Genomic DNA, 11,740 nt, shown 5'->3' on the forward strand with positions numbered 1-11,740 from the left:
CGGCCCGCGCCGCACACCGCCACGCCGCCCCCCGAACCCGCTGCCGCAGGAGACGACCTTCGTGCCCGTCAAGCAGATCCACCTCGCCGCGCAACTCCCCAGCGTCCAGAACACCACCGTCTGGTCGGACCCGAGGTCCGAGAGCCAGATCGAGTTCGACTCCTTCGCCCGGCTCGCCCGGACCGCCGAACGCGGCAAGTTCGATTTCTTCTTCCTCTCCGAGGGGCTGCGGCTGCGCGAGCACAAGGGCCGCTTCCACGACCTCGACGTGGTCGGCAGACCCGAGTCGCTCACCGTGCTGAGCGCCCTCGCCGCCGTCACCACGCACCTCGGGCTGGCCGCGACGGTCAACTCCACCTTCAACGAGCCCTACGAGGTGGCCCGGCGGCTGGCGACCCTGGACCACCTGAGCGAGGGCCGCGCCGCCTGGAACGTGGTGACCAGCTGGGACGCCTTCACCGGTGAGAACTTCCGGCGCGGCGGCTTCCTCGACGAGGGCGACCGCTACACCCGGGCCGCGGAGTTCCTCCAGGTCGCGCGCGTGCTCTGGGACAGCTGGCGGCCGGACGACGTGCCGGCCGACGCCGCGGCCGGGGCCTTCGTGCAGGCCGGGGCCGGCGAGTTCGCCCACCGGGGCCGGCACTTCGACATTTCCGGGCGGTTCAGCACGCCCCGCGGCCCGCAGGGCCACCCGGTGATCATCCAGGCGGGGGACTCGCCCCAGGGCCGCGAGTTCGCGGCCTCCGACGCGGACGTCATCTTCAGCAAGCACAGCAACCTGGAGGACGGTCGCGCCTTCTACAAGGACGTGAAGGGGCGGCTCGCCCGGTACGGCCGCGACCCGGAGGACCTGAAGATCATCCCCTCCGTCACCTACGTGCTCGGCGACACGGCGGAGGAGGCCGCCGAGCGCGCCACCGAGATCGGCCGCGCGCAGGTCGGCCCGGAGACCGCGCTGATGCTGATGGAGGCGCTCTGGGGCCGGGACCTCTCGGGCTACGACCCGGACGGCCCGCTGCCCGACGTCGAACCGCTGCCCGACACCGTCGTCACCAAGGGGCACACGCAGTTCCGCAAGGGCCGCGAGGGCACGGTGCGCCGGTGGCGGGAGCTCGCCGAGGCGCGCGGGCTGAGCATCCGGGAGGTGGTCATCGAGGTCACCGGGCGGCCCACCTTCGTCGGCACCGCACGCCAGGTCGCCGACTCCATCAACGAGTTCGTGCAGACCGACGCCGCCGACGGCTTCATCTTCGTGCCGCACCTGACCCCCGGAGGGCTGGACGACCTGGTGGACCGGGTGGTGCCGCTGCTCCAGGAGATGGGCGTCCACCGGGAGGACTACACCGGCCCGACGCTGCGCGACCACCTCGGCCTGAAGCCGGCGCGCACCCCGGGGGCGGCCCACAACGGCACGACCGGACGCACCGAGAAGGAGATATCGTGACCCGCCTGCACCTCGCGGTCGCCCTGGACGGCACCGGCTGGCACCCGGCGGCCTGGCGGGAGCCGGGCGCCCGGCCGGCCGACGTCTTCAAGGCCCGGTACTGGGCCGACCTGGTCGGCGAGGCCGAGCGCGGCCTGCTCGACTTCGTCACCTTCGAGGACACCCTCGGCCTCCAGTCCGCCGCGTTCCACCGGCCGGACGACCGGACCGACCAGGTCCGGGGCCGGCTGGACGCCGTCCTGCTGGCCGCCACCCTCGCGCCGCTGACCTCGCACATCGGCCTGGTGCCGACCACCAACGTCACCCACACCGAGCCGTTCCACGTCGCCTCGGGCATCGCCTCGCTGGACTACGCGAGCCGGGGGCGGGCCGGGTGGCGTCCGCAGATCACCTCCCGGGCGGCCGACGCCGCCCACTTCGGCCGGCGGACGACCCCGCAGCTGACCGCGGAGGACATCCGCGACTCGGAGCTGATCGCCAAGCGGCTGCGCGAGCTGTTCGGCGAGGCCCACGAGGTGGTCGAGGCGGTGCGCAGGCTCTGGGACAGCTGGGAGGACGACGCGGAGATCCGCGACATCGCGACGGGCCGCTTCATCGACCGCGACAAGCTGCACCACATCGACTTCGAGGGCGAGCACTTCAGCGTCCGGGGCCCGTCGATCACGCCGCGCCCGCCGCAGGGCCAGCCGCTGGTGACCGTCCTCGCGCACGCGAGCACGCCGTACGAGCTGGCCGCGGCCGGCGCCGACCTCGTCTACCTGACGCCGCACTCCCGGGCGGACACCGCGGCCAGGCTCGACGCGGTCGGGCAGGCACAGGCCGCCGTCGGCCGGCCGGCCGGGGAGCCGCTCATCGCCTTCGCCGACCTGGTGGTGTTCCTGGACGACGAGCCGGGCTGCGCCGCCGCGCGCAAACGGCGGCTGGACGAGCTGGACGGCACCGAGTACACCTCGGACGCGGAGATCTTCACCGGTACGCCGGGCGAGCTCGCCGACCTGCTGCTGGACTGGCGCGAGGCCGGGCTGGACGGCTTCCGGCTGCGGCCCGGCGTGCTGCCGCACGACCTCGCCGCGATCACCGGCGGCCTGGTGCCCGAGCTCCGGCGGCGCGGGGTGTTCCGCACCGCCTACGAGGCCGGCACGCTGCGCGGCCTGCTCGGCCTCGCCCGCCCGGCGAACCGTTACGCGCCGACGGACCTCCCGGGGGTGGCGCCCTGAGCCGGGCAGCATGAAACCGGTCGCAGCCCGACCGGGCGCCGGCCGCCGACCGCCTGTACCGGGTACGAAGTGAGGGACGATGCACAACGAACTCTTCGACTACAGCCCGATCGTCGACCGCGCGCCGATCCACTGGCCGGGCGGCGCCCGGGTCGCCTGTTACGTGGCCCTGAACATCGAGCACTACCACGTCGACCGCGGGTCGACGAGCATCTTTCCGGGAACGGCCGGCCTGGCTCCCGATCCGCTGAATTACGGGTGGCGCGACTACGGCCCCCGGGTGGGTATTTGGCGATTGGCCGAGAGCCTCGACCGGCACCGGGTGCGCGCGAGCGTGATGCTCAACTCCGATGTCTGCGAACACTATCCGCAGATCGTCAGGGCGGGACTGGAACGCGACTGGGCCTGGGTCGCGCACGGGAGGGACAATTCCACCTTCCAGGCCGGCCTGGACGCCGACGAGGAGCGCATCGGTCTGGCCGAGGTCGTGGACACCATCGAGAAGGCGACCGGCCGCCGGCCGCGGGGCTGGCTCGGCCCCGCGCTCACGGAGACGTTCCGGACACCGGAACTCCTCGCGGAACTCGGCCTGCAGTACGTACTGGACTGGTGCAATGACGATCAGCCGTACCGGTTGAACGTCCCGGGGATGTTGAGCGTTCCGTATTCCATCGAGGTGAACGACGTAAACCTGTTCGTCGGAAAGAATCTCGGCGGTCCGGACTTCGTGCGGATCGTCGAGGATCAACTGGAGCAGCTGCACGCCGATTCGGCGGAGAGCGGACGGGTGATGGCCCTGGTGCTGCATCCGTTCATCGCGGGCCAGCCGTTCCGGCAGAAGTACGTGGACCAGGTACTCGGCCACCTCGCGAATCACCCCGGGGTCTGGCTGACGACCAGTGACGACATCGCCGAGCACTATCTCCGGACGACCGGCCGCACCTGGTGACCGGGAGGGGGGTGGGGCGGCGCGGCTCCGGTGGCACGGGGTGACCGACGGGCCGCCCGGCCGCCGGGGCTCTGACGTGCTGTCAGTCACACCCGGCCGGCCCGGGTGACCGGTCGGGGGCGGCCCGGAATTCGTCGGTCCGTTTATCCGGGGCCGATTCCGGGCCGCGCCGGGGCGTGCGGAAGCGGCTTCGGCGCGGCCCGGCCCCGTCCGGTCCCCGATGTGTGTCCGGAGTGCCCGAATATCTCCTGACCAGGCAGCTTCGCAAAGCTGACACGACTTTGAAACATCAATGGGTGCGTGGCGACGCAAGTGTTCCGCCCAATGACGATCTCCGGCGTTGACCACGGGCTCGCCGGCCCGCCTAGCGGAACCTGCCAACGCTTTTTTTGCTTGCCTAGCAGGGCACCGGGTGTCAATATTGGACGGGTCGCGCCTCGGTTCGATCGCAAAGCTGTAGTGCATCTCCGCGGGCCGCCGCAAGCTCTACCGTCGGTTGGTCCTGCGCCGAAACTGGTGAGAGCTCCTCTGGAAGGCGGCCGAGGAACATGGTATGCGTGCTCGTAGTGGGAGAACACCCTGCGGTGGCCGAATCAATGCTTTACAATCTGCGGCGGCAGGGATACGAGGCAAAAAGCGCCGGTACGGGTAGAGAGGCGCTGGAAATGTATCACGACGTCGATCTGGTGCTGCTCGATCTCGAACTCCCGGATGTCGACGGACTGGAAATCTGCCGCGCCATCCGGGCCGTCAGCAACACGCCCGTCATCGCTTTCGCCGGCCGTGACACCGAACTGGACCGGGTCCTCGCCCTGCAGGCCGGATCCGACGACTGCGTCGTGAAGACCTGCGGCCCCCGCGAGGTCGCCGCGCGCATCGAGGCCGTGATCCGCCGCACGCATTCGCACACCAGACCGCAGGCCTCCCAGGACATTTCGCTCCGCGCGCTGCGCATAGACGGCCGGGCCCGTGAAGTCCGATTAAATGACCGAGTGGTGAATGTCACGGCCAAGGAATTCGAACTGCTTTACGTGCTCGCCTCCAATCCGGAATCCGTGGTGTCCAGGAAGGAGCTGATGGCGAAGGTCTGGGAGAGCGACTGGAGGGAGTCCAGCCGCACCCTCGACACCCACGTCAGCAGCCTCCGCGGCAAGCTCGGCGCCAGCAAGTGGATCATCACCGTCAGAGGCGTCGGCTACCGGATCGGCAGCGCCTGAGAGCATCGGCAGCGCTCCGGCTGTCGGTGCCGCCCGAGGGTCCGGACCCGGCGGGGTCGGCGCTTCCGGCGGTGCCGACCGGGGCGAAGGGCCGGCCCGGCGCGGAACCGGCGCACCCGGGGCCGGCCGGCCGCCGCTCAGGCCGCGTTCGCCAGCGGGGTCAGCTGCCGCAGCAGCGGGTGGCCGTCGAGCGCATCGGTCCGCACGCCCGCCGTGCGCAGCGCCCACCAGACACTGGCCAGGTTCGAGCTCAGCACCACGCCGCCCCGGTCGCCGCCGAACTCGCCCAGCGCGGCCAGGGTGAACATCCCGGTACCGGTGCAGAGCAGCGTGGTGTCCTCCGCGAGTTCGTGCCGCCGCACCTGGGCGAGGAGTGCCTCGGTCGTCACGGCGTAGGGGTCGTAGCGGTCGCCGGCCGGCACGGGCACGACCTGGTCGACGGTGAGGCCGGCCTTCTCCCAGTAGCTGCGGGAGAGGTCGGTCAGCCACGGCTCGTAGGGGGAGACGAGGGTCAGCCGGGTCAGGCCGAGCGCCTCGCAGGCGTCGAGGGTGGCCAGCGAGGAGGACCGGACCGGGACGCCGGTGCGCTCCGAGAGCTGCTCGCAGAACATCCGGTCGCCCTCGGGCGACAGCAGGTAGTGCGACGCGCTGCAGGCCACCACCACGGCGTCGAGCGGCAGTCGCCCGAATCCGGCCAGGACGTCGGGCAGGACTTCGTTGTACGTCTCCAGCATTTCCTGGAGGTTCTTGCCCGGCGTGGTCGGGAAGCGCGTGGTGTGGACATTCGCCGCGGAGCCCAGGAGGTGGCTGTACTCGGGTTCGGCGGTGGGATTCTCCGGGGGCACGACAAGCCCGATCCGGGGTGCGGCAGGAATATCCATGGCGGTATCACCCGTTCGTCGGAGGGATTTCCCCCACGCTATCCCCGGGCAAAGGCCGGGGCACTACGGGAAACCGCAGCCCTGCGAATTCGGATCCGTGCGGGCCGCCCACCGCGGAGGCTGCTCCGCGTTCTGCCGCCGGCTCAGTGCGGGGGCCAGCTGGGCCCGCCGCCGGATGGCCAGTTTGAGATAGATCCGGGTGATCCGGAGTTCCACCGCGCGGGTCGACACGGAGAGCGTCTCGGCGATTCTCCGGTTCGTCATGCCGTCGACCATCATGGCCGCGATGCGTTCCTCGTGCGGGGTCAGCTCCTCGGTGGTGGCGGCGGCCGCGGTGGTGCGCGCGGTGCCGGTGCTGCTCGTGGTGCCGGCGCTGCCGATGGTTCCTGCCGGGCCTGTGTTGCCGGTGTTGCCGGTGTTGCCTGTGGTGCCGGTGCTTCCTGCGGTGCGGGCGCTGCCACCGGTACGGGCGGTGCCGCCGGTGCGGGTGGTGCCGGTGCTGCCACGCCGGTCCGCCGGGCCCGCGCCCGCGGTACACCGGCGCCGGTCCGGTAACGAGACCCCGCGCACCACGTCCCACTCCCGGACGTTGGCCAGGGTGACGACCTCGGACCGGGTGCCCGGGTCCCGGTCGAGGATGCGGAACAGGCCGGCCCGGTCCGGGGCCTCGCAGACGAGCAGCTCGCCCGAGCCGTCCCGCCACGGCCCGCCGCCGATCAGCACCCCCTCGCGGGCCCGGTCGTCCCAGTAGGCGTGGTGCTCCGCCAGTCCTCGCGGGCGGTCCCCCGCGTCCTCCCGGAGGAGCAGCTCAACAACGAAGATCATGCTCTTCCTCCCGCCGTCCCCTGTCGGCCGGCTACCCCCGGGCCGCGGCCGATGCCGGCGGAGCCGGGCGGGCCGGGCGCTCCCGCGGCTCCGCGGGCAGGGCATCGAACTCCGAGCACCGTAGACCAGAAGTCCGGTGATTCGCAGGAACTCCAGCGGGAATTGGCAGTCCGCCCAGCCGGATCTTGCATTCCTTTCCCTGCCTGACACGGCCGTGATGAAGCTTGACGAAGCCCTGACATAGCGGATCTTGACCTTCGTTGCCGAATCAGTGAGGCTGTTCATCGGCTTCCACCGCACCTCACCGTCCCGATTCGGAGCGGTCCGCGGTAGGTATTCACCCGAAGCCGACGGGTCGATTTCCCCGCCTCCGGGACCCGGGGCGCCGGGGCGACCCCCCCGCGATCGACCGCCTGCCGAAACTCGGTGCTCAGATCCTGTCCCAGGTTCTGAAATAAGGAGTTAATGCAATGGCAATATCAGAAAGTGGAGAGAACCTCCAGCGCGAGCTGCCGCACATATCCGATGCGACCCTGCGGGACTCCGCCCACATGGCCGGCGTCGAGTTCGGCCCCAAGGACGCGGCGGTCATCGCCGACCTCTTGGTGAAGACCGGCGTCGAGCTGGTCGAGGTCGGCATGGTGTCCGGGCCGAACTCCGCCGACGCCGACCTGGTCCTGGCCACCCACGAGGCGGTCGGGCCCGAACGCAGCCTGACCCTGGTCGTGGTGCGGGACCGTCAGCAGGTCGCCAAGGCGCTGGACGAGGCCCTGCGCCTGGGCGTCAAGTCGGTGATGTTCTCGATCCCGACCTCCGAGGAGCACGCGAAGCTGAAGCTGGCCTCGCCGAGCACCAAGTACCTGATCTCGGTCGCCAAGGCCGCCATCGAGGGGGCCAAGGAGCGCGGCTTCCACGTCACCTTCAGCGGCGAGGACGGCGCCCGCACGCCCAAGGAGCGGCTGGTCCCGTACGTGGCCGCCGGCTTCGAGGCCGGCGCGGACCGGTTCCGGCTGGCGGAGACCGTCGCCTACCTGTCGCCCTGGCAGATGGAGAGCGTGATCGGGGACCTCACCGCGATCGACGGCTCCGAGATCGAGATCCACTCGCACAACATGCTGGGCCTGGCCGTCGCCAACTCGCTGGCCGCCTACCGCGCCGGGGCGAAGTGGATCTCCGCCACGGCCGGTGGCATCGGCGAGCGCGGCGGCAACGCCCCGCTGGCCGAGCTGCTCACCTCGCTCCGGGTGATCCACGGCGACACCCGCTTCGACCTGAGCCACCTCACCGAGCTCACCAACCTCGCGCTGCGCGGTGCGAAGCTCGGCGAGGCCTTCCAGTCCGGCCCGACGACGCCGCACGCCTTCGCGTACGAGCTGCCCGGCCAGCTCACCCACCCGGCGGCGTACGAGACCCTCGCGCCCGAGGTGGTCGGGAACACCCGCGAACTGCGCGTCCGCACCCGCCTGACGAACCCGCTCGTCACCTGGGCCCTCGACGAGCTCGCCGGCTCGGTCGACGTCCCCGCCTTCACCGCCTGGCTGACCGAGCGCCAGGAGCGCGACGGCGAGCTGATCGACCGCGACGCGATCCGCAAGGCCGCCGTCGAGTACCAGGCCCTCTGACCCACCGACAGAAAAACTGAGGAGAGAACCATGTCCGCTGGAACGCTCACCGGTCTCTGCCCCGAGTGCGAGACCGACCTGACCACCCCGCCGATGGTGCAGGGCGAGACCATCGCCTGCCCGGAGTGCATGCTGACGCTCCGCGTGGAGGAGGTCGTGGAGGGCACGCTCACCTTCCAGATGGTCGAGGTGCAGCTGCGCGATTGGGGCCAGTAACCCCCATGGACCGTACCGTCGCCATTGTCGCCGACCGGGTCGGCTGGGAAGAACGCCGGCTGATCGACTCCGCCGCCGACTTCGGTCTGCGGATCGAGTGGGTCAACGACGAGTCCCTCGGCCTGGGGGACCCGGAGTCGGCAGCGCTCAGCGGCTACGCCGCCGTGCTGATCCGCAGCCGCAGCTACACGCGCGGCGGCCTGATCGCCACCGTCGCGGAGTCGGCCCGGATCCCCACCCTGAACACCGCGTCGGCCATCCACGCCTGCGAGAACAAGCTGACGCTCCGCGCCCAGCTGCGCGCCGCCGACGTGCCGGTGCCCGACTACCGTCTCGTGCTCTCCCGGCGGGACTTCGAGAAGGCGCTGACCGAACTGCCGCCCCCGGTCGTGCTGAAGCCGGTCTTCGGCGGGATGGGCAAGCGGGTCACCCTCCTGCGGGACGCCGACACCGCGCAGTCGGTCTACGACTACGTGGAGGACCTCGGGCACGGGTTCGAGCAGGCCTCCCTGGTCGAGCCCTACCTGGCCGGCGGCTCCTCGCTGCGCTGCTTCGTGGTCGGCAGTGAGCTGGTCGCCATCGCGGAGTTCCGCAGCGCCGGGGTCGACTGGCGCAGCAACGCGGCCCTGGGCAACCGCAACCGCGCCGTCGACCTCGACCCCGCGGTGCAGAAGATCGTCGACGGCGTCCTGGACGTCCTCGGCGACGGCATCTTCGGCATCGACCTCTTCGAGACGCCGGACGGCTACGTCGTCAACGAGGTGAACCACGCCCCGGCCTTCCGGGCCGTGGCCTCGGCGACCGGGGTGGACATCGCCGCCGCCATCGGCCGCTACCTACAGGAGGAAACCGGATGATCCGGGTCGGTATCGTCGGAGCCTCCGGGCTGGCCGGCGGTGAACTGATCAGACTGGCAGTCCAGCACCCCGAGCTGAAGCTGACCTTCCTGGGCGGATCCTCCAGCGCGGGACGCCGCCCGGCCGAGCTCCACCCGGGCCTGCGGCTGGACCTCGGGCTGACCGTCGAACCGGTGCCGGAGGACCTCTCCGACCGCTGCGACGTCGTCTTCCTCGCCACGCCCGCGCCCGCCTCGGCGGAGCTCGCGGCGCGGCTGGCCGACCGGGTGCCCTGCGTCATCGACCTCAGCGGCGCCTTCCGGATCCGGACGCCGGAGCTGCACGACCGGTGGTACCCGGGCGTGGAGCGGACGGCCGAGCTGGCCGACCGCTTCGTCTACGGCGTGCCGGAGCTGATCGGCGACCAGCTGGCCGGCGCCGCGCTGATCTCGCTGCCGGGCTGCTTCGCCACCGCGATCACGCTCGGGCTCGCCCCGCTGGTGACCGCCCTCGGGCTGACCCTGAAGAACGTCGTGGTGGACGGCAAGACCGGCTCCAGCGGCGGCGGCCTGCAGCTGCGCACCGCGGACCTTCACCCGCTGCGCAACGGGGCCATCGCCCCGTACGCACCGGCGGGGCACCGGCACGCCGCGGAGGTCAAGGACTTCCTGGAGCGCAGCAAGCCGGGCGGCATCGAGGCGCTCAGCATGTCGGCGTACGGGGTGTCGCACGTGCGGGGGCTGATGGCCAGCTCGTACGTCTTCACCGACGACGCGGTGGACGCGCGCACCCTGCACCGGGCGTACCTGCGGTTCTACAAGGAGCACCCGTTCGTGCGGGTCCGCCGGCACAACGAGACGCTGATCCCGGTGCCGGACCCGCAGGCCGTGCTGGGCTCCAACTACTGCGACGTGACCGTCCTGCACGACGAGGAGGGCGGCCGGATCGTCGTCCTGTCGGCGCTGGACAACATGGTCAAGGGCGCGGCGGGCCAGGCGGTGCAGGCGCTCAACATCCGGTTCGGCCTGCCCGTGGAGACCGGCCTGACCATGCAGCCGGTGATGCCCGCATGAGCGCGGCAGCCTCCCCGACCCCCACCGTGGTCAAGCTCGGCGGCAGCACCGTCGACGACCTGGCCGGCTCCTGGTGGGACGACCTGGCCCGGCTCGGGCGGGAACGGCCGCTCGTCCTCGTGCACGGCTGGTCCAAGCCGCTGAAGAACCTCAGCCCGCGCTACCACGAGCCCTCGGCGATCCTGCGGGACCGCTACGGCAACCAGAGCCGCTGGACCACGCCCGAGGTCATCGAGGACATCAAGACCGTCAGCGCCGCGCTCGCCGAGGACGTCCTCGGACGGCTGGAGCAGCGGGGCATCACCGCGGAGCGGGTGCTCGGCAGCGACGGCCTGGTGACGGCGGGCGAGGGCGAGCGGTGGTGGTGGAAGGAGAAGCAGCTCGTCGAGCTGGAGAACCTCGTCGGCCCCATCACCGGGGTCGACCCGGCCCCGCTGAAGAACCTCGTCCCCGGTCACGCCTACCTGGTCACACCACTGGCCCGGAACGAAGCCGGCCGGGAGGTGAACACCGACGGCGACCGGGCAGCCGCCGCCGTCGCCGGGGGCATCGGGGCCGACCAGCTGATCCTCGTCACCGATGTCGCCCACCTGCTGATCGACGACCGGCCGGTGCGCGAGATCACGGCCGAGGCCGCCGCCCGGTTCCGGGACAAGGGCGCCACCGGCGGCATGCGCAAGAAACTGCGCGCCGCCGGCGAGGCCCTCGACCGGGGCGTGCAGCGCGTGATCATCGGCAGCGCCCCCGTCAGCGAGTTGATCGCCGCCCGCACCGGAACCGTCATCACCCGAGCGTGAGGAGCCCCGCACGTGGCGAAATCCCGTGTGCTAGTCGTCAACAACGGAACCCTGTCGCTGAAGCAGCTCCGTAGCCGCTTCGAGGAGCTCGGCTCGGAGACCGACGCGGTCGACGCCGCGTCCGTCCCCGGCCGGCTCGACGGCCGCTACCAGGCGATCGTCCTCAGCGGCACCAAGGTGCGGGCCTACGACCGCGACTTCTACAAGCCGCTCATCGACCTCGTGATGGGCGCCGACGTCCCGGTGTTCGGGATCTGCGGCGGCATGCAGATCCTCGCCGTGGCGAACGGCGGCCGGCTCGCCGAGGGGCCGCAGCGGGTCGGCGGCTACGAGGTGAAGGTCGACAAGGAGGAGCCGCTCTTCACCTACGTGAAGCCGACGGTGACGGTCTTCCACCGCCACACCCTCTACCTCCAGGAGGCGCCGGAGGGCTTCCGCTCCATCGGCCGCTCCGAGCACGCGCCCGTCGAGTTCCTCCGCTCCGAGGACGGCCGGATCCTGGGCGCCCAGGCGCACCTGGAGTTCCGCAGCGACGGCCTGGAGATTCTGCGAGGCTTCGCACAGCTGTACCAGTGACGGTCCGTCACGTACGGGCGGACGGCCGGGCTCCCGGAGCCGGCCGCCGCCCGTGCGCGGCGCACCTCGCACCCCGAACCCACCTCT

12 protein-coding genes are annotated in these 11,740 nt (G+C 71.4%); 10 read left to right on the forward strand and 2 right to left on the reverse strand.

The window, feature by feature from the left end:
* Nucleotides 1-40 precede the first annotated feature (40 nt).
* The 4 genes from OH807_RS36020 to OH807_RS36035 all read left to right on the forward strand — a co-directional run bounded on the left by OH807_RS36020 (nucleotide 41) and on the right by OH807_RS36035 (nucleotide 4,827).
* Complete coding sequence (locus OH807_RS36020; RefSeq protein WP_406211366.1) at nucleotides 41-1,444, forward strand: NtaA/DmoA family FMN-dependent monooxygenase; 1,404 nt, start codon at nucleotides 41-43, stop codon at nucleotides 1,442-1,444.
* A complete protein-coding gene (locus OH807_RS36025) occupies nucleotides 1,441-2,661 on the forward strand; it encodes an LLM class flavin-dependent oxidoreductase (RefSeq protein ID WP_406208009.1) in 1,221 nt (406 codons plus the stop codon). The genes OH807_RS36020 and OH807_RS36025 overlap by 4 nt, the downstream gene beginning before the upstream one ends.
* Nucleotides 2,662-2,740: 79 nt before the next feature.
* Nucleotides 2,741-3,610, forward strand: a complete 870-nt coding sequence (locus OH807_RS36030; RefSeq protein WP_406208012.1) for a polysaccharide deacetylase family protein — start codon at nucleotides 2,741-2,743, stop codon at nucleotides 3,608-3,610.
* 548 nt (nucleotides 3,611-4,158) lie between these two features.
* Complete coding sequence (locus OH807_RS36035; protein WP_406208015.1) at nucleotides 4,159-4,827, forward strand: response regulator transcription factor; 669 nt, start codon at nucleotides 4,159-4,161, stop codon at nucleotides 4,825-4,827.
* Between the two features lie 137 nt (nucleotides 4,828-4,964).
* Here the strand turns inward: OH807_RS36035 and OH807_RS36040 are convergent, their stop codons facing one another.
* On the reverse strand, nucleotides 4,965-5,708 hold the full coding sequence (locus OH807_RS36040; RefSeq protein ID WP_406208018.1) for an arylmalonate decarboxylase: 744 nt from the start codon (nucleotides 5,706-5,708) through the stop codon (nucleotides 4,965-4,967).
* Between the two features lie 63 nt (nucleotides 5,709-5,771).
* Entirely contained in the window at nucleotides 5,772-6,533 is a 762-nt protein-coding gene (locus tag OH807_RS36045; RefSeq protein ID WP_406208020.1) for a LuxR C-terminal-related transcriptional regulator, read from the reverse strand.
* 470 nt (nucleotides 6,534-7,003) lie between these two features.
* Between OH807_RS36045 and OH807_RS36050 the strand changes: the two genes are divergently transcribed.
* Genes OH807_RS36050 through OH807_RS36075 form a run of 6 tightly spaced genes read left to right on the forward strand, consistent with a single transcriptional unit; the run spans nucleotide 7,004 to nucleotide 11,653 of the window.
* Nucleotides 7,004-8,155 carry an isopropylmalate synthase gene (locus OH807_RS36050; protein ID WP_406208023.1) on the forward strand — a complete coding sequence of 384 codons (1,152 nt, stop codon included), beginning with the start codon at nucleotides 7,004-7,006 and terminating at the stop codon, nucleotides 8,153-8,155.
* A 30-nt stretch (nucleotides 8,156-8,185) separates the two neighbouring features.
* The gene (locus OH807_RS36055; RefSeq protein WP_406208026.1) at nucleotides 8,186-8,371 is read left to right on the forward strand and encodes a lysine biosynthesis protein LysW; all 186 of its coding nucleotides are present in this window, start codon (nucleotides 8,186-8,188) and stop codon (nucleotides 8,369-8,371) included.
* Between the two features lie 5 nt (nucleotides 8,372-8,376).
* A complete protein-coding gene (locus OH807_RS36060; RefSeq protein ID WP_406208029.1) occupies nucleotides 8,377-9,228 on the forward strand; it encodes a RimK family alpha-L-glutamate ligase in 852 nt (283 codons plus the stop codon).
* Entirely contained in the window at nucleotides 9,225-10,280 is a 1,056-nt protein-coding gene (gene argC / locus OH807_RS36065; RefSeq protein WP_406208032.1) for an N-acetyl-gamma-glutamyl-phosphate reductase, read from the forward strand. Before OH807_RS36060 ends, argC begins: the two co-directional genes overlap by 4 nt.
* A complete protein-coding gene (locus tag OH807_RS36070; RefSeq protein WP_406208036.1) occupies nucleotides 10,277-11,077 on the forward strand; it encodes an acetylglutamate kinase in 801 nt (266 codons plus the stop codon). The genes argC and OH807_RS36070 overlap by 4 nt, the downstream gene beginning before the upstream one ends.
* 12 nt (nucleotides 11,078-11,089) lie before the next feature.
* Nucleotides 11,090-11,653: a type 1 glutamine amidotransferase gene (locus OH807_RS36075; protein WP_406208039.1), complete on the forward strand. Its 564-nt coding sequence runs from the start codon at nucleotides 11,090-11,092 to the stop codon at nucleotides 11,651-11,653.
* The last annotated feature ends 87 nt before the right edge of the window (nucleotides 11,654-11,740 follow it).

The organism is Kitasatospora sp. NBC_01560, from assembly GCF_045208415.1.
Lineage (GTDB): Bacteria > Actinomycetota > Actinomycetes > Streptomycetales > Streptomycetaceae > Kitasatospora.

Coding starts and splice junctions, on each gene's coding strand:
- OH807_RS36030 (WP_406208012.1), top strand. CDS start 2,741: ATGCACAACGAACTCTTCGACTACAGCCCGATCGTCGACCGCGCGCCG.
- OH807_RS36035 (WP_406208015.1), top strand. CDS start 4,159: ATGGTATGCGTGCTCGTAGTGGGAGAACACCCTGCGGTGGCCGAATCA.
- OH807_RS36040 (WP_406208018.1), bottom strand. CDS start 5,708: ATGGATATTCCTGCCGCACCCCGGATCGGGCTTGTCGTGCCCCCGGAG.
- OH807_RS36045 (WP_406208020.1), bottom strand. CDS start 6,533: ATGATCTTCGTTGTTGAGCTGCTCCTCCGGGAGGACGCGGGGGACCGC.
- OH807_RS36050 (WP_406208023.1), top strand. CDS start 7,004: ATGGCAATATCAGAAAGTGGAGAGAACCTCCAGCGCGAGCTGCCGCAC.
- OH807_RS36055 (WP_406208026.1), top strand. CDS start 8,186: ATGTCCGCTGGAACGCTCACCGGTCTCTGCCCCGAGTGCGAGACCGAC.
- OH807_RS36060 (WP_406208029.1), top strand. CDS start 8,377: ATGGACCGTACCGTCGCCATTGTCGCCGACCGGGTCGGCTGGGAAGAA.
- argC (WP_406208032.1), top strand. CDS start 9,225: ATGATCCGGGTCGGTATCGTCGGAGCCTCCGGGCTGGCCGGCGGTGAA.
- OH807_RS36070 (WP_406208036.1), top strand. CDS start 10,277: ATGAGCGCGGCAGCCTCCCCGACCCCCACCGTGGTCAAGCTCGGCGGC.